The sequence below is a fragment of the Solilutibacter silvestris genome (assembly GCF_050574925.1).
Taxonomy (GTDB): Bacteria; Pseudomonadota; Gammaproteobacteria; order Xanthomonadales; family Xanthomonadaceae; genus Solilutibacter; species Solilutibacter silvestris_A.
The window spans coordinates 1171407-1192786 of sequence record NZ_JBCMOO010000002.1; the positions used below are offsets into that span (position 1 = coordinate 1171407).

Consider the following 21380-nt stretch of genomic DNA (forward strand, 5'->3'; position numbering starts at 1 on the left):
AGGCGCATCGTGGCACGCATCCCCGACGCCTTCATCGACGACCTCCTCAACCGCACCGATGTGGTCGAGATCGTCAATGCGCGGGTACCGCTGAAGAAGAAGGGCAACGAATACACCGCCTGCTGCCCCTTCCACGACGAACGCTCACCTTCCTTCTTCGTCTCTCCCGCGAAGCAGTTCTATCACTGCTTCGGTTGTGGCGCGCACGGCAGCGCCATCAGCTTCCTGATGCAATTCGATCGCCTCGAATTCCTCGACGCCATCGACGAGCTGGCGAAACGCGCCGGCATGGAAGTACCGCGCGACACCGCCCAGCGCAACGCCAATCCGGAAACTCAGCCGCTGTTCGGCGCGATGGATGCGGCCGCGGCATTCTTCAAGCGACAACTTGCGTCCAGCAGTCGCGCGCAAAGCTACCTCGACCAGCGCGGCGTGGATGCCGCGACCCGCGAGCATTTCGCCATCGGTTATGCGCCGCAGGGCTATGACGGCTTGCGCAACGAACTCGGCACGGACGCGCGGCGCATGCAGTTGCTGGAGCGTTCGGGCCTGTTCTCGCGCAACGACAAGGGCCACGTCTACGACAAGTTCCGCGATCGCGTGATGTTCCCGATCCACGATCGCCGCGGCCGCGTGATCGCCTTCGGTGGCCGCGTGCTCGACAAGGACGACACCCCGAAATACCTCAACTCGCCGGAAACCGCGCTGTTCCACAAGGGCCGCGAGTTGTACGGCCTGTGGCAGGCGCGCCAGGCCAATCCGAAGCTGGAACGCCTGCTGGTGGTCGAAGGCTACATGGACGTGGTGTCGCTGGCGCAGCACGGCATTCGTTACGCCGTCGCCACGCTCGGCACCGCGACCACGCCCGAACACGCCGAGCTGCTGTTCCGCAACGCGCCGGAAGTGGTGTTCTGTTTCGATGGCGATGCCGCTGGTCGTCGCGCCGCGTGGAAGGCATTGGAATCGGTGCTGCCGCGCATGAAGGACGGCCGCCAGGCGTTCTTCCTGTTCCTGCCCGACGGCGAGGATCCCGATACGCTCATCCGCCAGGAAGGCCACGCGAAATTCGAGGAACGCTTGCGCAACGCGACGCCGCTGTCCGAGGTCTATTTCGCCGAACGCATGCAGGGCGTGTCGCTGACTTCGGTGACCGGCAAGGCGACGCTCGTCGATCGCTGCCGCGCCGATATCGCCAAGATTCCCGATGGCGGTTTCCGCGACGCGATGGTCGCGCGCATCCGCGAACTCACCAATGTCGATGTCACCGATGCCAATGCGATTGCGCGCGCACCGACGCCTTCAAGCGCCAACGCGCATGCCAAGCGCAGCCTCGTCCGCCACGCCATCACCCTGCTGTTGCAGCATCCGCAGCTGGCCGATCGCGCGCCGGTCCCCTACGAATTCGAGTCCTTGCAACTGGCGGGCATCCCGCTGCTGGTCGAATTGCTCGACGTGTTGAAATCGCGTCCCGGACTGACCGTCGCCGGCATCCTCGACTCCTTCTCCGACCACCCCGATGTCGGCGCGCTGCAAAAACTCGCCACCTTCAGCGAACCCGGTGGACCGCAGGAATGGACGGTCGATTTCGACGGCGTGCTGGCGCAGCTGTCGAAGCAATCGACCCAGCAACGCATCGACCAGCTGCAATCGCGCATCCGCGATCTGAGCGACGACGAAAAAACCGAACTGCGCGAACTGCTGCGAACGCGACTCGCGTCCTGACCACGAACACCCTCCCACTCCCACCCGCCCCGACCACATGACTGCCACGACATCGAATCCCTGGCGCGCGCGCCTGCCCGGCCTGTTGCTTGCCGCCGCCCTCGCCCTCGCCGCGATGTTGCTGGAACCGTGGACCAAGCATTTCGGAATGAGCGCGCTGCCGACCGCCATCGTGCTCGGCATCCTCCTTGGCAACACGGTGTTCCCGCGGATTTCCGGGCATGCGGGCGCGGGCGTCGATTACGCGCGTTCGCGCCTGCTGCGCGTCGGCATCGTGCTGTTCGGATTCCGCCTCACCTTCCAGGACATCCTCGGCGTCGGCGCAACAGGGATAGTCATTGACATCATCATGGTGGCCTGCACCTTCCTGCTCGCGCTGTTCCTCGGTCGCCGCGTGTTCAAGCTCGATCGCGACAGCTCGATCCTGATCGGCTCCGGCGCCGCGATCTGTGGCGCCGCCGCGGTGATGGCCGCCGAACCGGTGGTCAAGGCGCAGGCGCACAAGGTCTCCGTCGCGGTGGCGACGGTGGTGGTGTTCGGCACCATCGCGATGTTCCTCTACCCGCTGTTCTGGCCGATCCTGCAATCACACCACGGCTTCGACCAGCACGCCTATGGCCTCTATGTCGGATCGAGCGTGCACGAAGTCGCACAGGTGGTGGTCGCCGGCAAGTCGGTGGGCGACGACGCCGCCAACATCGCGGTGATCGAAAAGATGATCCGCGTCATTTTGCTGGCGCCATTCCTGTTGTTGCTCTCAGCCTGGCTGCGCGACAAGAACGACGCCAGCGGCAAGCGCGCACCGATCGTCATTCCGTGGTTCGCGATCCTGTTCCTGGTGGTCGGCGCGTTCAATTCCTTCCACCTGTTGCCGAAGGCGCTGGTCGATGCATTGCTGATGATCGACACCTTCCTGCTGGCGATGGCGATGGGCGCACTCGGCGTACGCACCCATGCTGGCGCGATCCGCCAGGCCGGCCTCAAGCCATTGCTGCTGGCAACCACGCTGTTTGCGTGGCTGATTGTTGGCGGGCTGTTGGTGAATATCGGGGTGGCGCGGTTGTTCGGGCACTAACCCCGATCAAGAACGTCAAACCTGGTTGAGCACGAATGGCGGCACCGGCCGCAACCAAGGCAACAACCAGTGGTCGACCAGCAGGAAGCCGAACAACGCCATCAGGTAGATGATCGAATACTTGAACACCTGCATGGCGAACAGTTCGTCGGGCGGATTCTGCAACTTCCACGCATACCAGACGAACACCGCGCCGAGGAACAACGCCCCGCCGAGGTAGAACACGCCGCTCATGCCCGCCACCCACGGCAGCACGCTCACCGCGACGAGCAGGATGGTGTAGAGCAGGATCTGTTTGCGGGTGTATTCGACGCCATGCGTCACCGGCAGCATCGGTACCAGCGCCTTGGCGTAATCGGCACGACGGAAGATCGCCAGCGCCCAGAAATGCGGCGGCGTCCAGACGAAGATGATCAGCACCAGCAGCAATGCATGCGCCCAGTCCCACGGTCGCTGCATGCCGGTGACCGCAGCCCAGCCGAGCAGCGGCGGCGCGGCGCCGGCGATGCCGCCGATCACGATGTTCTGCGGGGTCGCGTGTTTCAGCCAGGCGGTATAGACCACGGCATAACCGATCAACGATGCGAAGGTCAGCAGCGCACAAATCCAGTTGACGCCGATGACGAGGATCGCCATCGACACGGCGCCGAGCAGCAACGCGAATACCAGCACCTGACGTGGCATCAGCGCGTGCGATGGCAGCGGACGATGCTGCGTGCGTGCCATCAGCATGTCGATGCGCCGATCGATCAGGTGGTTGATCGCCGCCGCCGATGCCGCCGCCAGCCAGATGCCGAGCAATCCCAGCGCGCCATGGCGCAGGTCTTCGGCGGTCGGCAAGCCGGGAATCGCGAGACAGATGCCGACCAGCGCGGTGAACACGATCAGCGCCACCACGCGCGGCTTGGTCAACGGCCAGTAATGCCCCCAGCGCGTCATGCCGCCGGCACCATGCGCAGCGGTCGCTGGATGCGCGCCAGCAGCGACACCAGCAGGAACAGCAGGATCGCCGCGCCGGCGTTGTGCAGCACGGCCACCAGCAATGGCAATGCCAGCTTGACGTTGCTGACGCCGAGCGCGAATTGCGCCGTCACCAGCAACACCAGCAGTACGCCCCAGGTACGCATGCCCGGCAGGCGGATCAGGCGAATGCCCAGCCACCAGATGTAGAGGAAGACCACGCAGGCCATGATCCGGTGCGCCATCTGGATCGCGATGCGCGACTGGCCATCGAGGATGCCGCCTTCATAGTCGACACCGATGCCACGCCACAACACGAAACCGTTGTACCAGTCGGCATTCGGCCACCAGTGGCCGGCGCACTTCGGGAAATTGTCGATCGACATGCTGCCGGCGCCGCAGGACAACGCGGCGTAATTCGAACTCGTCCAGCCGCCCAGCGCGATCTGGATCGTCAGCAGGACCACGCCGGCGATCAGCAGGCGTCGCAGCAGGCGGGTGTCGGCAAGGCGGATCGGCACGTTGGTCGCACGCCAGGCCATCCATGCCAGCAACGCGAAGGTAGTGAAACCGCCAAGCAGATGGCCCATCACCACGATCGGCTTGAGCAGCCAGGTCACCGTCCACATGCCGAGCAAGGCCTGCACGATGATCACCGCGAAGGTCAGCATCGCCACGCGCGACAGGTCTTCGTTGTTCCAGCGCCATGCCGCCGCGATCAGGATCGCTTCCGCGGAAATCGCCAATGCCGCCGATGCTTCGTGCATGCCGCGCATGTAAAGCGGAATGGCCAGCGCGACGAGGATCGCCGAGGTGATGACCTGCAGGATCCCGAGACGACGCCGGCGCGCGGCGATCACCGCCAGCACGAAGACCAGGAAGCCGAGTGTCGCCGCGAGATGGCGATGCATCTGTTCGCGCCAGGCCTTGGTCGGATCGAGTTCGCGGATCGCGATCGCAGCGTGGTTGGTGATGTCGGCCGTCGCCTGCGGCCACGCCGCGCGGCCGTAGCAGGTCGGCCAGTCGGGGCAGCTCAGGCCCGCATTCGACAGGCGCACGAATGCGCCGAACACGATCACGGTGAACGCCAGCGCCACCGCCAGCCAGGCCAGGCGATGGAAATGACGGGACAGCACGGGAACGAGGGGTCGGCTCATTGCAGCTTCAACAGGCGTGAGAGATCCATGCGCAGATCCGCCGGATCGAACCCGGGAGCGTACCGCAAGACCACGAAGCCATTGGGATCGATCACGTACACCACCGCGTCATTGGGCACATCGGCACGCGGCAAACGGACCTTCAGCACATCCACGGGACCGACGGCGCGCGGCGTGCTGGTTTTCGGCGCGGAGGCCGGCACCGTTCCGGCCCACAGCACGTCGGCATGGTCGCGTGTGTGCCCCAGCGCCTGCCAGACGATGTCGAGATCGCGCGCGAGCTTGTCGCAGCGTTCGCGGCAATCGGCGGATGGCACCGCGAGGATGCGCCAGCGGCGTTCCGTCGGCGACCACGGGTAGGCGGTGCCATCGGCGAGCTGCAAGGCGACACCACGCAGATCGGTCGGCGGTTGCAGCAACTCGCCCTTGTTCTTCAGGCCCTGCGGACGCCAGCCGGAAAAACGCAGCGCGCCGGCCAGCACGAAGCTGCCGAGGAACAGCAGGGCGATCGCCAGCAACATCCGGCGATTGCGGTTGCGGGTATCGAGGGAATTCGGATCAGGCATGGGCATCACGTCGCCGCGAACGGCGATTCAACAGGAAGGCAAGGACAAGCACGGTGGCCGCCATCGCGAACCACTGCACCGCATAGGCGATATGGCGTTCCGGCGGCATGGTGTTGGGCAAGACGTCGAGATCGCGTTCGCCGCCGATGCGCATTTCGGGATCGAGGCGCAGGATGCGTGGCGCCAATGCGCGCTGGCCGAGCAGCGCCGGCAATTCCGGCGCCGACAACGCCGTCACCAGCACATCGCCATCGGGCAGGCGCGTGGCGACCGGCGACATCAATCCATGCGAGGGCGGCGGCATCAACAAGCCACGCACGTCGTGCAATTCCGGCAATGGCAGCGTCGGCATGCGGTGGCGATCGAGTACCGGCAACCAGCCGAGATCGACCAGCAACGGCTGCGTTCCGCCATCCGGCATGAAGACACGATACGCGCGCGCGCCAACCTGTCCGTTGTGGACCTGGCTGTCGAGCAACACCATCGGGGACGGCAGGAAACGGCCCGTGCCGACCGCCCAGTCATAACCGGCAGCGCGCGACGGATCGTAAGCTGTCGCCAGCGCGATTTCATGGCGCTGCGCGATGGTCGCCTCGGCCTGCACCAGCATCGCGCGCTTCTGTTGCGCGCGACCCAGCTGCCACGCGCCCAGCATGCCGAACACGCCGGCCACGACGATCGCCAGCAACCACCAGCGCAGGCGCTTCATCGGACTCTACCCGCAAGCTGCGATAATCCCGGCATCGTCCCTGCACAGGTCACTGCCATGAATCCGTCGCTGAAACTCGTGCTGATAGTGGGCGTGCTCATCCTGATCGTCTGGAACCTCGGCCAAGGCCTGTATTACATGCTGACGGATCGTGGCCAGTCGAAGCGCACCGTGAATGCGCTCACGCGCCGCATTGCGCTGTCCGTCGGGCTGATCCTCTTCATCATCCTTGCCATCTACATGGGCTGGATCACGCCGCACGGCGTGGGCAGCAACCCGGGCTGATCCCAGCCTGGTTTCGTGACGCAAAGGCCGGCGCAAAGCCGGCCTTTTTGTTCAATGCGCGTTCGATGCGTCCTTACAGCACGTACACGAACAGGAACAGCATCAGCCACACCACGTCCACGAAGTGCCAGTACCACGCCACCGCTTCGAAACCGAAGTGGTCCTGCGGAGTGAAATGGCCCCGCAGGCAACGCAGCCAGATCACGATCAGCATGAAGGTGCCGAGGGTGACGTGCAGGCCGTGGAAGCCGGTGAGCATGAAGAAGGTGGAACCGTAGATGCCGGAAGCCAGCGTCAGGTTGAGTTCGTGGTAGGCCTCGCGGTACTCGCTGGCCTGGCAGAACAGGAACAGGCAGCCCAGCAGGATGGTGAAGCCGAGGAAGAACAGCAGCGTTCCGCGCTTGTTGGCCTTCAATGCATGGTGGGCGATGGTGATGGTGACGCCCGACGACAGCAGGATGAGGGTGTTGAGCAACGGCAGGCCCCAGGCCGGTACGGTGCTGAAGGCGCCGCCGATGGTGGCCGGGCCGTTGGTCGGCCAGCCGCCGGTGAACCCCTCCCAAAGGATCGCGTTGGTGCTTCCGCCGTGGCCTTCGCCCGACAGCCACGGCAAGGCGAACTGGCGGGTGTAGAACAGCGCGCCGAAGAACGCGGCGAAGAACATCACTTCCGAGAAGATGAACCACACCATGCCCATGCGGAACGAGGTGTCGACCTGCTTGTTGTAGTAGCCGCGCACCGATTCGGTGATGACGTCGGCGAACCACTTGAACAGGATCACGGCCAGGAAAGCGAGACCGACGAGGAAAGTCGTCTTGCCCCAGCTCTCGTGGTTCAGCAGGCCGCCGAAACCGAACATGGTGATGAACAGCGCGACCGAGGCGATCACCGGCCACGGGCTGCTGTGCGGCACGTAGTACACGTTGCGATCGGGAGCGTGGGCGTCGTGGGCCATGTTTGCTTCTCTCGTCAGGGCGCGGCCGGAGCCGCCGTTGTTGCGCCGGCGGCGAGTGCGCGCTCGGTCAGGGTGTCATTCTGGTAGAACGTGTACGACAGCGTCAGCACGTCGATGTCGGACGGCAGCGCGGGATCGACCACGAAGCGCACCGGCATGTCGCGCGTCTCGCCCGGCTGCATCTTCTGCTCGGTGAAGCAGAAGCATTCGGTCTTGGCGAAATACTTCGAACCCTGCGCCGGCGCGATCGACGGCACCGCGTTGCCGACCACCACGTGGCTGCTGTTGTTGTGGGCGCGATAGGTTGCGGAGTACGGCTTGCCGGTCTCGACGCGCATCTGCAGCTGGTTCGGCGCGAAATCCCACGACAGCTTGGAATTGACGCGGCCATCGAACTGCACGGTGATCCAGCGAGAAGCCACTGGCGACGCCGCGACGGCCGCAACCTGGTTCGGACCTTTCGTCAGGCGCACGCCCAGCACTTTCTCGCAGGCGATGCGATAGAACGGCACCAGCGAGAACGTCACCAGGAAGGCGACGGCGATCACCAGCACCAGCTTGCCCATCCCGCGGGTCGTGCTGCGGGTGGAATCGGGCGTCATCTCAGCGGACATAGCCGCCCATTCCCAGCGCGAGGAACGCCAGATAGACCGCCAGCGCGACGCCGGCGACCATCCACGCGGTGCGCCGGGCGCGCTGGCGCGCCACGACGACTTGCGGATCGGAGCTGGCGAGCGGTTCGGCCATCAATGATCCATGTGTTCCGGATCGCCGTGCGCGAGGTCACCCGCGTTGATCACCGGCGGATGGGTGAAGCTGTGGTGCGGCGCCGGCGACGGCAGCGTCCACTCCAGGCCCTTGGCGCCTTCCCACGGACGCGCCGGAGCGAGGGCGCCGTGCTTCTTCGAGTGGTAGAGGATGGCGAACATCATGAAGGGCGTCAGGAACATGCCGAACGCGCCGATCGAGCTCACCATGTTCCAGTCGGCGAAGACCACGTTGTAGTCGGGGATGCGGCGCGGCATGCCGGCCAGGCCGAGGAAGTGCTGCGGGAAGAACAGCAGGTTGACGAAGACCACCGTCCACCAGAAGTGGAAGTTCGCGGCCTTCTGGCTGTACATGCGGCCGGTCCACTTCGGCCACCAGTAGTAGACCGCGCAGATGATCGAGAACAGCGCGCCGGTCACCAGCACGTAGTGGAAGTGCGCCACCACGAAGTAGGTGTCCTGGTACTGGAAGTCGGCCGGCACCAGCGCCAGCATCAGGCCCGAGAAGCCGCCGATGGTGAACAGGAAGACGAAGGCCACCGCCCACAGCATCGGGGTTTCGAAGCTCAGCGAGCCCCTCCACATCGTGCTGACCCAGTTGAACACCTTCACGCCGGTGGGAATGGCGATCAGCATCGTCGCCATCATGAAGTAGATCTCGCCACCCAACGGCATGCCGACGGTGAACATGTGGTGGGCCCACACGATGAACGAGAGGAAGGCGATCGAGGCGGTCGCGTACACCATCGCCTGGTAGCCGAACAGCGGCTTGCGGCTGAAGGTCGGGATCACTTCGCTGACCACGCCGAACGCCGGCAGGATCATGATGTAGACCTCGGGATGGCCGAAGAACCAGAAGATGTGCTGGTACATCACCGGGTCGCCGCCGCCGGCGGCGTTGAAGAAGCTGGTGCCGAAGAACTTGTCGGTCAGCAGCATGGTCACCGCGCCGGCGAGCACCGGCATCACGGCGATCAGCAGGAAGGCGGTGATCAGCCAGGTCCAGCAGAAGATCGGCATCTTCAGCAGGTCGACGCCCGGCGCGCGCATGTTGAGCACGGTGGCGATGATGTTGATCGCGCCCATGATCGAGCTGATGCCCATCATGTGCACCGCGAACACGGTGAACGCCACGTTGGCGCCGCCCTGCAGCATCAGCGGCGGATACATCGTCCAGCCACCGGCCGGCGCGCCGCCCTTCATGAAGAAGGTCGACAGCAGCAGGGTGAAGGCGAACGGCATGATCCAGAACGACCAGTTGTTCATGCGCGGCATCGCCATGTCGGGCGCGCCCACCTGCAGCGGGATCATCCAGTTGGCGAGGCCGACGAAGGCCGGCATGATCGCGCCGAAGATCATCACCAGCGCGTGCATGGTGGTGAGCTGGTTGAAGGTTTCCGGCTTGAAGTACTGCAGGCCCGGCTGCATCAGTTCGGCGCGGATGCCGACCGAGAGCGCGGCGCCGATGATCGCCATCACGAAGGCGAACAGCAGGTACAACGTGCCGATGTCCTTGTGGTTGGTGGAGAAGAACCAGCGCTCGACGAACGACTGTTTGTGCCCGTGGTGGGCGTCGTCGTGGTGATGGTCGACGGCGGGATGGGTCGCGGACATTGGGGAAACCTCGCTGTATCTGTGTCAGGGCGGCGCGCGATGCGCGCTCAGTCCGCGGCTGCCGGCGCGGTTGCCGGCGGCGTGGTGGCGGCAGCCTTCGCGGCCTTCTGTTCGGCAACCCACGCCTTGTATTCCTCCATCGTCACCGCCTTGACCACGATCGGCATGAAGCCATGGTCCTTGCCGCAAAGTTCGGCGCACTGGCCGCGATAGATGCCCGGCTGCTCGATGTTCACCCAGGCTTCGTTGACGATGCCGGGGATGGCGTCCTGCTTGAGGCCGAAGGCCGGGACCCACCATGAATGGATCACGTCGTCGGCGGTGACCACGAAGCGGATCTTGGTGTTGACTGGCAGCACCAGCGGGTGGTCGACGTCGAGCAGGTAGGTGGAATCGTTGAAGCTGCGCGCGTCCTTGCCGCTCTGGCGGATGTCGTTGCTCTGCTTCGACAGGCGGCTGGTGACGTCGATGTTCTCGGCCAGATAGTCGTACTTCCACATCCACTGGTAGCCGGTGATGCGGACGGTCAGCGCGGATTCGCCGGTGTCGTAGACGTAGATCAGGTTGCGGATGGTCGGAATCGTCAGCACGACCAGGATGAGGATCGGGATGACCGTCCAGATGATCTCGGCCTTGGTGTTGTGGCTGAACTTCGCGGCCACCGCGCCCTTGGATTTGCGGAACGCGAACAGCGCGTAGAACATCGCGCCGAAGACGATGACGCCGATCACCACGCACATCCACAACCCCCACATATGGGTGTTGTAGGCGTTGTGCGCCATCGGGGTCACGCCCTTGCCCATGTTGAGCTGCCAGCGGTGCGGGTCAGCCGACTGCGCCCACGCCGACATCGGCACGCACGCTGCCAGTGCAGCCCCCAATCGCAACAAACGCGTTTGCATCATTCTTGAACCCCAGGGAACAGGCGTAACCCATCCATGTTAGCGGCCCAAACCCTTGACCGGCAACCGCGCGGGCCGTACGCGCGGCTCTGCACATGGCATGCAGCGCCTCCCCGCCATTAGAATGTCGGCCTCCCCAGGCCCACTGATTGGCCCATTCCCAGCATGTCCGAGCTGCTTTCCCCGGAACTCCCGCCCGTGCCGACGGCACTGCGCGACGCCATCACCCACGCCTGGATTCTCGACGAGGCCAGCCACGTCCGCGACCTGATGGCGCAGGCGCGCCAGCCCGACGCCGACCGCGCCGCCATCCAGGCCACCGCCGCCGATCTGGTCCGCCGCGTCCGTGCCCGCGCCGCCGACCAGGGCGTGGTCGAAGCCTTCATGCGCCAATACGACCTCGGCAGCGAGGAAGGCGTGCTGATGATGTGCGTGGCCGAAGCCCTGCTGCGTATTCCGGACCAGGCCACCGCCGACGCGCTGATCCGCGACAAGCTGGGCGATGCCGACTGGAAGCGCCATCTCGGCCAATCCGATTCGTTGCTGGTCAACGCCTCGACCTGGGGCCTGATGCTGACCGGCAAGCTGGTCAATCTCGCTGACGACACCCAGCGCGATGCCTACGGCGCGCTCAGCCGCATGATCGGCAAGTTCGGCGAGCCGGTGATCCGCAGCGCGGTGCGCCAGGCCATGAAGATCATGGGCCACCAGTTCGTGCTCGGCCGCACCATCCAGGAAGGCCTGGAGCGTTCGCGCAAGGGCGATTTCGCCAACTACCGCTATTCCTTCGACATGCTGGGCGAGGCCGCGCTGACGCAAGCCGATGCCGACCGCTATCTCGAGGCCTATCGCAAGGCGATCGATGCCATCGGCGCCACCGGCCCGTTCAGCGACGAAATCTCCGCGCCGTCGATTTCGGTCAAGGTCTCGGCGCTGCACCCGCGCTACGAACATGCCAAGCGCGAGCGCGTACTGGCCGAACTCGGTCCGCGCCTGCTGTCGCTGGCGCAGCAGGCCAAGCGCTACAACATCGGCATGACCATCGACGCCGAGGAAACCGATCGCCTCGAGATTTCGCTGGACCTGATCTTCCAGGTGCTGGCGGATGCCTCGCTGGCCGGCTGGAACGGCTTCGGCATCGTGGTCCAGGCCTACCAGAAGCGCGCGCCGTTCGTGATCGACTACATCGCCGCCAAGGCCCGCGAACTCGGTCGCCGCATTCCGGTGCGCCTGGTCAAGGGTGCGTACTGGGACGGCGAGATCAAGCGCGCGCAGATGGAAGGCCAGGCTGGCTATCCGCTGTTCACCCGCAAGCAGAACACCGACGTCAGCTACCAGGCCAATGCGCGCCGGTTGCTGGACGCGAGCGATGCCATCTACCCGATGTTCGCGACGCACAATGCGCAGACCATCGCCGCCGTGCACCGGATGGCGAACGGCCGCACCTTCGAGTTCCAGAAGCTGCACGGCATGGGCGACGATCTCTACGCCGAGGTGATCCCGACCGATCGCCTCAACGTGCCCTGCCGCGTCTATGCACCGATCGGTTCGCATGAAGACCTGCTGCCCTACCTCGTGCGTCGCCTGCTCGAGAACGGCGCCAACTCCAGCTTCGTCAACCGCATCACCGACGAATCGATTCCGGTCGAGGACCTGATCCGCGATCCGCTCGAAGTGGTCGCCGGCTTCGATTCCATTCCCCATCCGCGCATCCCGCTGCCGCGGCAGCTCTATCGCGCGCAACACCAGGCACGAGACAACTCCATGGGCATCAACCTCGCCAACGACGACCAGCTGCGCCAGCTCGCCGCGCAACTCGACAGCGCCGGTGCCGGCAGCTGGACCGCAGGCCCGCAGGTCCCGGGCGCGGGCACGGGCGGTCCGGCCCAGGAAGTCACCAATCCGGCGGATCGTCGTGAAGTGGTCGGCCACTGGCGCGCCGCCGACGAGGCGATCGTCGCCCAGGCGCTGAAGAATGCGGTCGACGCCCAAGCGGCGTGGGATGCAACGCCGGTCGACACCCGCGCCGCAATCCTCGAGAAAGCCGCCGACCTGATGGAAGCGCGGATGCCGCAGCTGATGGCGATGTGCACCAAGGAAGCCGGCAAGTCGTTGGCCGATGGCGTCGCCGAAGTACGCGAGGCCGTCGACTTCCTGCGCTACTACGCCCTGCAGGCGCGCGAACAATTCACCGTCGAGGCGCTGCCCGGCCCGACCGGCGAAAGCAACACGTTGCAGTTGTCCGGTCGCGGCGTGTTCGTCTGCATCAGCCCGTGGAACTTCCCGCTGGCGATCTTCACGGGCCAGGTCGCGGCTGCGCTCGCCGCCGGCAACTCGGTGATCGCCAAGCCGGCCGAACAGACCAACCTGATCGGCGATGCCGCAGTGAAGATCCTGCACGAAGCCGGCGTCCCCGCCGCGGTGCTGCAATACCTGCCGGGCGACGGTGCCACCGTCGGCGCCGCGCTGACCCGCGATCCGCGCGTGGCCGGCGTCGCCTTCACCGGTTCGACCGATACCGCGCGCCTGATCAATCGCGCGCTCGCCACCCGCGATGCCGGCCCGCTGGCCGTGCTGATCGCCGAGACCGGTGGCCAGAACGCACTGATCGCCGACTCGTCGTCACTGCCGGAACAGGTGGTGAAGGATGCGCTGGCGTCGGCATTCACTTCCGCGGGCCAGCGCTGCTCGGCCGCGCGCATCCTGCTGGTGCAGGACGACATCGCCGACAAGGTGATCACGATGCTCGCCGGTGCGATGGCGGAGCTGAAGGTCGGTGATCCGGGACTGCTATCCACCGACGTCGGCCCGGTGATCGATGCCGATGCGAAAGCACTGCTCGATGCCCACGCGGCGAAGATGCAGCAGGTCGCCAAGCCGATCGCGCAGGCCAAGCTCGATCCGGGCACCGAACACGGCACTTTCTTCGCGCCGACCGCGTGGGAATTGCAGTCGATCGACCAGCTCACCCGCGAGAACTTCGGTCCGGCGCTGCACGTGGTGCGCTGGAAGGCCGAAGACCTCGACAAGGTGGTCGACGCGATCAACGCCACGGGCTTCGGCCTGACCCTCGGTGTGCATTCGCGCATCGACGCGACGATCGACCGCATCGTCAATCGCGCCAAGGTCGGCAACATCTACGTCAACCGCAACCAGATCGGCGCGGTGGTCGGCGTGCAGCCGTTCGGCGGTCAGGGCCTGTCGGGCACCGGCCCCAAGGCGGGCGGCCCGCACTACCTGCCGCGTTTCGCCACCGAGAAGACGGTGACCGTCAACACCACCGCATCGGGTGGCAATGCCAGCCTGCTGACGCTGGGCGACTGATCGTTTCAACGATTATCTGAGCACAAAGAAAAGCCCCGCCGAAGCGGGGCTTTTTTGTACGGCTTGATGCAGCGATCAGAACTTGTACGAAGCGGCGATGCCGAACACGTTGGCATGGCCCTTGTAGCTGCCTTGCAAGGAGTTGTAGCGTCCGTTCGCAACGTCCACCGGCAGGTTGACCGTCGGGCTCTTGATCTCGACGCGGGTGAAGCCGGCATCGACCGACAGCGCCTTGGTCGCGTTCCAGGTGCCACCGATCGAGATCAGGGTGCGATCGTTGTCGGGCAGGCGCGGAGTGCGGTCGGTGTTGTTGGTCGGGGTCTTGTCGAAACCGACGCCGCCACGCAGGGTGAAGCTGTCGCTCAGCTTGAAGTCGGCGCCCACGGAGACGAAGGTCGAGTCCTTCCAGTTGAAGGCTTCGCTGCTGGTCGGCTGGTACGGGTTCGAGAAGGTGATGTCGACGCTCTTCAGCGAGCTCCAGCCGGTCTGCTGGATTTCACCGTAGAGATTGACGCGATCAGCCACCTTCCAGTCGACGCTCAGGGTATCGGTCGACGGCGTATACACGGAAGCGCGGCCCTTGGCGTCGACGAAACCATTGCCGAGCACTGCCAGTTGCGCGCGCTGCGCGGCCGGCAAAGCCGGGTTGGCGGCCAGCGCACGGAAGCCCGGCTGCAGGCCCTGGAAGGCCGCCGGCGTGGTGAAGTCGGCATTGCCATCGATGTGGTGGCGGATGGCCGAACGGTGGGCATAGCCGACGGTGAAGTTGTCGCTCGGCTTGATCTGCACGCCGGCGATGAAGCCGACCGCATTGTTCTTGCCCTTGAGGGTGCTGTTGCCATCCGGCGTGTTGATCAGGGCCGGGTTGACGCTGGCCAGGATGGTGCCGAACGGAATGTCCTTGCCCAGGGTCACGTCGATGCGCTCATACACCACACCGACGCCAGCGCTCAGCATCGGAGTGATCTGCACGGCTGCCGACACCGTCAGGTCGACCGTCTTCACGCTGGAGGTGGTGGCCTGATAGCGACCGATCCAGCCCTTTTCGTACTCGGTCTTGAGACCGTAAGGCGCATCGAGGCCAACACCCAGGGTCAGGCCTTCGAGCGCGCCCTTCATCTTGAAGATCGCCGACATCGCCGGCACCGCGGTCAGGGTGCCCGGGTCGCCGCCGTTGCCGCCGGAGATCGGCAGACCGGTCGCGTACTTGCCCGAACCACTGAACTTGGCGGTCAGGTCGATTCCGGCCACGTCAGCCTGGAACAAGTTGCCGCCGGCATTCACCATCGCGGCCGGGTTGTTGTAGACCGACGAACCATCGGTGGCAACGGTCGAGCCGGCATAGGCCTTGCCGATATTCTTGACGCTGTTTTCGCGCAGCTGGAAGCCGGATGCGCCAGCCTGGCCGGCAGCGACCGCGCCGATCACGGCAATCGCGAGAATCGAAAGACGCTGGGTGTTCTTGTGCATGCAAATCTCCGGAAGCATTCGGGAATCTCGCCACCGTGGCGGTCATTCCCCGTAAAGGGCGGTTCGGTACGGCAGGGTATGCGGCCGGACTATAGCGTGCTTTTAACCGATTGGTAACATGCCGGACGAGCCCCCCGTTTCCCCCGCGAGGCGCCTGCCCGATGTTCATCTCCGTCCCCGACCACGCCCACCCAAGCCGCCCCTGGGCCACGCCAGTCCTGGCCTTGGCCATGGTCGTGGGCTTCATCGCGATATGGGCGCCGTCGGATGCCGTGACCGGCCGTTTGCTGAACGAATGGGCAACCCTGCCGGCCAATCTTTATTCCGCAGTGCGGCAAGGACCGGCGGCGCTGATCCACCCGGCATTGCGACTGGTGACCTCGCAATTCCTCCACGCCAACTGGGCCCACCTGCTCGGCAACCTGGTGTTCCTGCTGATCTTCGGCATGCCGGCGGAGCGCAAGCTGGGCAGCCTGCGCCTGCTCGCCCTGTTCCTGCTCGGCGGCGTGGTGGCGAACCTGGCAACCGCGGCCACCATCGACAACCCGACCCGGCTGATCATCGGCGCCAGCGGCTCGGTCTCGGCAGTGATCGGCACCTATCTGGCGCTGTTCCCGCGCGCGCGGCTGGGCGTGGTGATTCCGCTGGGCCTGTTCCTGGAATTCGTGCGCGCGCCGGCCTCGCTGCTGATCGGCATCTGGGCGCTGTTGCAGGTCGGCTTCGCCTACATCGGACCGGCCTTCGGCGAAATCGCCTGGGTCGCGCACCTCGCCGGCTTCGTGTTCGGCCTTGCCTTCGCCTTCCTGCAACGCGGCGCGGTGGCGCGCCGCCTGCGCCGCCAGAGCGGTTACTGAGCCTTGCGCTTCAGGGCAGGCGCGGCCACAGCCGCTGCCGTCGTCACGCCGGCCATGCGCTTGAGCTCGACCAGCGCCGCATTCAATGGCGCCTGCCCGTCCAGCACCTCGCCACCGGTGTCGTCACCGCCGTCGGTTTCGTCATCGCCGCGCAGGTGGCCGGGCAATGCCGATTCGCGATAGTCGCCCGCCGAAGCCTGCTTGCCGTCGGCGCGCACGATCACGTCGGGCTTGATGCCGACGCCCTGGATCGATTTGCCGCTGGGCGTGTAATAACGCGCGGTGGTCAACTTGACCGCATCGCCGTTGTCGAGCGGCAGCAAGCTCTGCACCGATCCCTTGCCGAAGGTGCGGCTGCCGACGATGCGCGCGCGCTTGAGGTCCTTGAGCGCACCGGCCAGCACTTCCGACGCACTGGCGGAACCGGCATCGACCAGCACCACGATCGGCGCGCCATCAAGCAGGTCGCCGGGCGCGGCGGTGTAGACCGTGTCGCCCTCCTTCTGGCGTCCGCGGGTGGACACGATCGTCCCGGAATTGACGACGTCATCGGCCATCTGCACCGCGGCGTTGAGCAGGCCGCCGGGATTGCTGCGCAGGTCGATGATCAGTCCACGCAACTTCCCGCCCGACTGCTGCTTGAGCCTGGTGATCGCCTGTTCGAACTCGACCGCGGTGTTGGCCTGGAATCCGCTGACGCGCACCGTGCCGAAGCCGGGCTCGAGCATCTTCGCCTCGACGCTGGGCACGACGATCTTGGCGCGCACGACCTTGACGTCGAAGGCCTTGGCAACGCCCTTGCGCCGGATGGTCAGGCGCACCGGTGTGCCTGCCTTGCCGCGCAACTGGCGATTGCCGTTGTCGCGATCGACCGGTTTGCCGTCGATGGCAGTGATGATGTCGCCCGACTTCAACCCGGACTTTTGCGCCGGCGAACCATCCATCGGCGCAACGATGCGCAGCGTCGCATTGGGCTGCTGCTGGACCTGGATGCCGAGCCCTTCGTACTGGCCCTCGGCGTCCTCGTCGAAGCGTTCGGCATCGTCGTGGTCGAAGTAGACGCTGTGCGGATCGAGATCGAGCAGCAATCCGCGGACCGCCGAATGCATCAACTGCGCATCGGTCTTCGGTTCGACATAGGCGTTCTTCACCGCCTCGTAGGTGGTGACGAAACGACGGATCTCGCCCAGCGGCACCGCCTTGCTCTCGCTGGTCGCGGCGGTGGGATCGTCGCTGGCGCTGATCTCCTTGCCCGCCTTTTTGTCCTGTGCGGAGTCCTGCGCCGCCGGCGTGGTTTGCGCGCCGAGCGGCAACGCCACGAAGGCGAAGAGGATGGCGATGAAGAAACGACGCATGCGCGAACTCCGTGCAGACCTGACGATGATGGAACAGCGGCCTAAGGCTAGCGTTTCTGCAGCCACACCGAAGGATTCACCGGACTGCCATTCCGGCGCAATTCAAAATACACCGCGGGCCGCGACAGGCCGCCCGAGGTGCCGACGCTGCCCACCGCATCGCCGCGATGCACGGTCGCACCGACATCGCGCAACAGCGCGTCGTTGTGGGCGTACAGGCTCATGTAGCCGTTGCCGTGGTCGACGATGCTGATCAGGCCGTAGCCGTTCATCCATTCCGCGAACACCACGCGACCATCGGCGACCGCGCGCACCGGCGTCCCTGCGGCGGCCGCGATCAACAGGCCCGAACTCGAACCACCATCGGGAAGTTCACCGCCAAACCCCGCCAGCAGCGTGCCCGACACCGGCCAGCCGAGTCCGCCGACCTGGATCATCGGACCATGCACGACCTGCTTCGGCGGTTCGCGCTTGGGCGGCGGTGGCGGTGGCAAGCCCTTGGCGCGCGCGGCGTCCTCGGCCTTTGCCTGTTCCTTGGCGATCCGTGCCGCTTCCTCGGCCGCGGCCTTGCGCGCACGTTCGGCAGCGAGCTGGCGTTCACGGGCGGCGCGCGCCGCTTCCGCGCGCAGGCTGGCAAGCAGTCCTTCCAGTTGCTTGGCGTTCTGGCCAAGCGTCTGTTCGCGTTCGACATGCTGCTGGTACTGCACGTCGAGTTGCGCGAGCAATGCGCTGCGCGACTTGCGATCCTGCTCCAGTTGCAGCAACTGCGCCTGCTGCTTCTGTCGCGAGGCCTGCAACTCGCCCTGCTTGTGCACGATGTCTTCGCGGGTCTGCTTCAACGCGGCGAGATCGGCATTGATCGAATGGATGCGCGCGCTGCGGTCGCGCTGCAGGTAGGCGTAATAGGTCAGCGCGCGCTGGCCTTCGGCGACGCGATCCTGCGACAGGAAGACCTTGAGCGGCGCATTGTCGCCGGCGAGATAGGCCTGGCGCACCAGGGCCGCCAGCGCCTTCTGCTGCGTCTGCAGATGCGTTTCGAGTTCGACCCGCTTTGTTTCAAGCGCATCGAGCACACCCTGTTGCGAGCGGATGTCGGCATCGGTCTTGGCCACCGCGCGCGAGGTATCGCCGACCTTCTGCTGCGCCGCCTTGAGATCGGCATTGGCATCGATGCGCTCGCCACCGATCTCCTTGCGTTCCGTGCTGACCTCGCGGATCTCCTTGCGCACTTCCTTGAGCTTGCGCTCGGTGGCCTTCTGCGATTGCTGCGCCGACGCGAGGGCTGCCGTGACCAGCAGCATTGCCGCGATGGCGAGGCGCGTTCGACTCATGGTTCGATCGGGCCTGCCTCGATCAAACTCGAACCGGTCATTTCCGCCGGCTTGGCGATGCCGAGCAGGTCGAGGATCGTCGGCGCGACATCGCGCAAGGCGCCACCGACGCGCAGATGGGCATCACGCTCGCCGACATAGACGAACGGCACCGGACCGACGGTGTGCGCGGTATGCGGCTGACCGGTCGCGGGATCGCTCATCTGTTCGAGATTGCCGTGGTCGGCGGTGATCAGCAGTGCGCCATGCACCGAACGCACGGCCTCGGCCACCGCGCCGATCGCGATATCCACCGCCTCCGCTGCCTTCACCGCGGCGGCGAGCAAGCCGGTATGGCCGACCATGTCGGGATTGGCGATGTTGCAGATCACCACGTCATGGCGCTGCGCGCGAATGTCCTCGACCAGCTTGGCCGTTACTTCCGGGCAACTCATTTCCGGCTGCAGGTCGTAGGTCGCGACCTTCGGGCTCGGCACCAGCACGCGATCCTCGCCCTGCCACAGGTCTTCGCGACCGCCGCTGAAGAAGAACGTCACGTGCGCATACTTTTCGGTCTCGGCAATGCGCAATTGGCTGAGATGATGCGCCGCCAGCACTTCCGCCAGCGTGTTGTGCAGGGCGTCCGGCGGATAGGCGAGCGTCGCCGGCAATTTGGCGTCGTATTCGGTGAGGCAGACAAAATCGGCCAGCTTCGGCCTGCGTGCGACGAAACCGTCGAATCCGGGATCGACGAAGGCCGCCGTGATCTGGCGCGCACGATCGGCGCGGAAGTTCATGAACACCACGGCGTCGCCGTCCTGCATTGACGTGGCGCCAGCGATCACCGTCGGCTGCACGAATTCATCGTTCTCGCCGCGGGCATAGGCATCGTCCAAGGCCTGCATTGCCGTGGGCGCAGTGAATTCGGCGCGCGCCTCGACGATCGCGTCCCAGGCGCGCTCGACGCGATCCCAGCGCTTGTCGCGATCCATGGCGAAATAGCGGCCGCCGACGCTGGCGATGTGCGCATTGCCGAGGCGGTCGCAAACCACCTGCAGCGCTTCGATGCTGGCGGCCGCGGATCGCGGCGGCGTATCGCGGCCATCGAGGAAGGCATGCACCGCGACTTTCGCCACGCCCTGGCGATGCGCCAGTTCCAGCATCGCGAAGATGTGCGATTCGTGGCTGTGGACACCGCCCGGCGAGAGCAGGCCCATCACGTGCAAGGTGCCGCCGTCGCGCTTCACCGCAGCGCAGGCATCAACCAAAGCAACGTTGGTGAAGAACGAACCATCCTCGATCGCGGCATCGACGCGCGTCAGGTCCTGGTAGACGATGCGGCCCGCGCCGAGGTTCATGTGACCGACCTCGGAATTGCCCATCTGGCCATCCGGCAGGCCGACATGACGACCTTCGGTATGGATCAGGGTATGCGGGCAGGTTGCCAGCAGGCGGCGCCAGTTCGGCAGGTCGGCCTGCGCCAATGCGTTGTCGGCGGGGTCTTCGCGATGGCCCCAGCCATCGAGGATGAGCAGGACGACGGGCTTGGGACGGGCGAGATGAGCCTGTGATGGGGATGCGGGCACTGGCCTTTGGACCTGATGACTTTCGGCGCATGCGATTGTAGCGGAGCCGCCCTATCCTTCCTGCCAATCCCGCATTTCCGGAGCCCCCGATGATCCCGCATCGCGCCCTGATCGTTCTCTCCCTGCTGGCCGCGTGCTCGACCGCATACGCCCAGAAAGACGTCTCCAAGGTCAATGGCTCCGTCGAGGTTGCCGCCGGCGAACACGCCGGAACGACCAGCACCGTCAATGGCAGCGTGAACATCGGCGACGGCGCCAGCGTCAAGGAAGCGACCACGGTCAACGGCGGCATCAAGGCCGGCAATTCGGTCACCGTCGACGACGACGCGACCACGGTGAACGGCGGCATCCATTTCGGCACCAAGGCGATGGTCAATGGCGATATCACCACCGTCAACGGCGACATCTTCCTGCCCGATGGCGGCAAGGTGAAGGGCGACATCACCACCGTCAACGGCGGCATCGGCCTGGTGCGCGCGCAGGTCGGCAAGGACGTCACCACCGTCAATGGCGACATCACCGTCGGCATCGGCTCGCACGTCGCCGGCAAGTTGTGGGTCAAGAAATCCAAGGGCGGCTGGAACGGCCTGCCGCTGCAGATCAGCCGCATTCCCACCATCATCATCGGACCGAACGCGGTGGTGCAGGGCGGCATGGTGTTCGAGCACCAGGTGAAGCTCTACGTCCACACCAGCGCCAAGACCGGTCCGATCGAAGGCGCCACGGCGATCGCATTCTCGACGCCGACCGCCCCGGTGAAATAAGCCGG

At 65.4% G+C, this 21380-nt stretch carries 19 protein-coding genes; 6 read left to right on the top strand and 13 right to left on the bottom strand.

All coding sequences use genetic code 11. The annotated features are described in order from the left end of the window. Window positions 1–9: 9 nt before the first annotated feature. Entirely contained in the window at window positions 10–1722 is a 1713-nt protein-coding gene (gene dnaG, locus ABE093_RS06065; RefSeq protein ID WP_430759930.1) for a DNA primase, read from the top strand. A 37-nt stretch (window positions 1723–1759) separates the two neighbouring features. After that, window positions 1760–2797, top strand: a complete 1038-nt coding sequence (locus ABE093_RS06070; RefSeq protein ID WP_430759931.1) for a YeiH family protein — start codon at window positions 1760–1762, stop codon at window positions 2795–2797. Window positions 2798–2812: 15 nt separating this feature from the next. Here ABE093_RS06070 and ABE093_RS06075 read toward each other — a convergent pair whose 3' ends face one another. From ABE093_RS06075 to ABE093_RS06090, 4 genes are read right to left on the bottom strand one after another with little or no spacing between them, the layout of a single operon-like run. Beyond that, the gene (locus ABE093_RS06075) at window positions 2813–3736 is read right to left on the bottom strand and encodes a heme o synthase (RefSeq protein ID WP_430759932.1); all 924 of its coding nucleotides are present in this window, start codon (window positions 3734–3736) and stop codon (window positions 2813–2815) included. Continuing rightward, entirely contained in the window at window positions 3733–4914 is a 1182-nt protein-coding gene (locus tag ABE093_RS06080) for a COX15/CtaA family protein (RefSeq protein WP_430759933.1), read from the bottom strand. Before ABE093_RS06080 ends, ABE093_RS06075 begins: the two co-directional genes overlap by 4 nt. Continuing rightward, window positions 4911–5486, bottom strand: coding sequence for a hypothetical protein (locus ABE093_RS06085; RefSeq protein ID WP_430759934.1), 576 nt, complete (start codon window positions 5484–5486; stop codon window positions 4911–4913). The genes ABE093_RS06080 and ABE093_RS06085 overlap by 4 nt, the downstream gene beginning before the upstream one ends. Then, the gene (locus ABE093_RS06090) at window positions 5473–6189 is read right to left on the bottom strand and encodes an SURF1 family protein (protein WP_430759935.1); all 717 of its coding nucleotides are present in this window, start codon (window positions 6187–6189) and stop codon (window positions 5473–5475) included. The genes ABE093_RS06085 and ABE093_RS06090 overlap by 14 nt, the downstream gene beginning before the upstream one ends. Window positions 6190–6246: 57 nt before the next feature. On the opposite strand from ABE093_RS06090, the gene ABE093_RS06095 reads away from it, so the two are divergent. Next, entirely contained in the window at window positions 6247–6474 is a 228-nt protein-coding gene (locus ABE093_RS06095) for a twin transmembrane helix small protein (protein WP_430759936.1), read from the top strand. Between the two features lie 73 nt (window positions 6475–6547). Here the strand turns inward: ABE093_RS06095 and ABE093_RS06100 are convergent, their stop codons facing one another. The 5 genes from ABE093_RS06100 to coxB are packed head-to-tail and all read right to left on the bottom strand — an operon-like array spanning window position 6548 to window position 10715. Next, window positions 6548–7429, bottom strand: coding sequence for a cytochrome c oxidase subunit 3 (locus ABE093_RS06100; RefSeq protein WP_430759937.1), 882 nt, complete (start codon window positions 7427–7429; stop codon window positions 6548–6550). A 14-nt stretch (window positions 7430–7443) separates the two neighbouring features. Continuing rightward, a complete protein-coding gene (locus ABE093_RS06105) occupies window positions 7444–8043 on the bottom strand; it encodes a cytochrome c oxidase assembly protein (protein ID WP_430759938.1) in 600 nt (199 codons plus the stop codon). Further along, window positions 8033–8176 (bottom strand): hypothetical protein, encoded by a 144-nt coding sequence (locus tag ABE093_RS06110; protein ID WP_430759939.1) that lies wholly within the window; start codon window positions 8174–8176, stop codon window positions 8033–8035. The genes ABE093_RS06105 and ABE093_RS06110 overlap by 11 nt, the downstream gene beginning before the upstream one ends. Next, window positions 8176–9810 (bottom strand): cytochrome c oxidase subunit I, encoded by a 1635-nt coding sequence (ctaD, locus tag ABE093_RS06115; protein ID WP_430759940.1) that lies wholly within the window; start codon window positions 9808–9810, stop codon window positions 8176–8178. Before ctaD ends, ABE093_RS06110 begins: the two co-directional genes overlap by 1 nt. Window positions 9811–9857: 47 nt before the next feature. After that, window positions 9858–10715 carry a cytochrome c oxidase subunit II gene (gene coxB, locus ABE093_RS06120; RefSeq protein ID WP_430759941.1) on the bottom strand — a complete coding sequence of 286 codons (858 nt, stop codon included), beginning with the start codon at window positions 10713–10715 and terminating at the stop codon, window positions 9858–9860. A 162-nt stretch (window positions 10716–10877) separates the two neighbouring features. On the opposite strand from coxB, the gene putA reads away from it, so the two are divergent. Beyond that, window positions 10878–14036, top strand: a complete 3159-nt coding sequence (putA, locus tag ABE093_RS06125) for a bifunctional proline dehydrogenase/L-glutamate gamma-semialdehyde dehydrogenase PutA (protein WP_430759942.1) — start codon at window positions 10878–10880, stop codon at window positions 14034–14036. 75 nt (window positions 14037–14111) lie between these two features. On the opposite strand, the gene ABE093_RS06130 is transcribed toward putA, so the two are convergent. Continuing rightward, window positions 14112–15506 (bottom strand): OmpP1/FadL family transporter, encoded by a 1395-nt coding sequence (locus tag ABE093_RS06130; protein WP_430759943.1) that lies wholly within the window; start codon window positions 15504–15506, stop codon window positions 14112–14114. Window positions 15507–15667: 161 nt separating this feature from the next. Here ABE093_RS06130 and ABE093_RS06135 point away from each other — a divergent pair, with 161 nt between their 5' ends. Next, window positions 15668–16360 (top strand): rhomboid family intramembrane serine protease, encoded by a 693-nt coding sequence (locus tag ABE093_RS06135; RefSeq protein WP_430759944.1) that lies wholly within the window; start codon window positions 15668–15670, stop codon window positions 16358–16360. Here the strand turns inward: ABE093_RS06135 and ABE093_RS06140 are convergent. The 3 genes from ABE093_RS06140 to gpmI are packed head-to-tail and all read right to left on the bottom strand — an operon-like array spanning window position 16354 to window position 20611. Continuing rightward, window positions 16354–17715 (bottom strand): S41 family peptidase, encoded by a 1362-nt coding sequence (locus ABE093_RS06140; RefSeq protein ID WP_430759945.1) that lies wholly within the window; start codon window positions 17713–17715, stop codon window positions 16354–16356. The two genes, ABE093_RS06135 and ABE093_RS06140, sit on opposite strands and share 7 nt — an antisense overlap. Before the next feature lie 47 nt (window positions 17716–17762). Further along, a complete protein-coding gene (locus ABE093_RS06145; protein WP_430759946.1) occupies window positions 17763–19046 on the bottom strand; it encodes a murein hydrolase activator EnvC family protein in 1284 nt (427 codons plus the stop codon). Continuing rightward, window positions 19043–20611 carry a 2,3-bisphosphoglycerate-independent phosphoglycerate mutase gene (gpmI, locus tag ABE093_RS06150; protein ID WP_430759947.1) on the bottom strand — a complete coding sequence of 523 codons (1569 nt, stop codon included), beginning with the start codon at window positions 20609–20611 and terminating at the stop codon, window positions 19043–19045. The genes ABE093_RS06145 and gpmI overlap by 4 nt, the downstream gene beginning before the upstream one ends. A gap of 89 nt (window positions 20612–20700) precedes the next feature. Here gpmI and ABE093_RS06155 point away from each other — a divergent pair, with 89 nt between their 5' ends. After that, window positions 20701–21375, top strand: coding sequence for a hypothetical protein (locus ABE093_RS06155; RefSeq protein ID WP_430759948.1), 675 nt, complete (start codon window positions 20701–20703; stop codon window positions 21373–21375). Window positions 21376–21380: the final 5 nt, after the last annotated feature.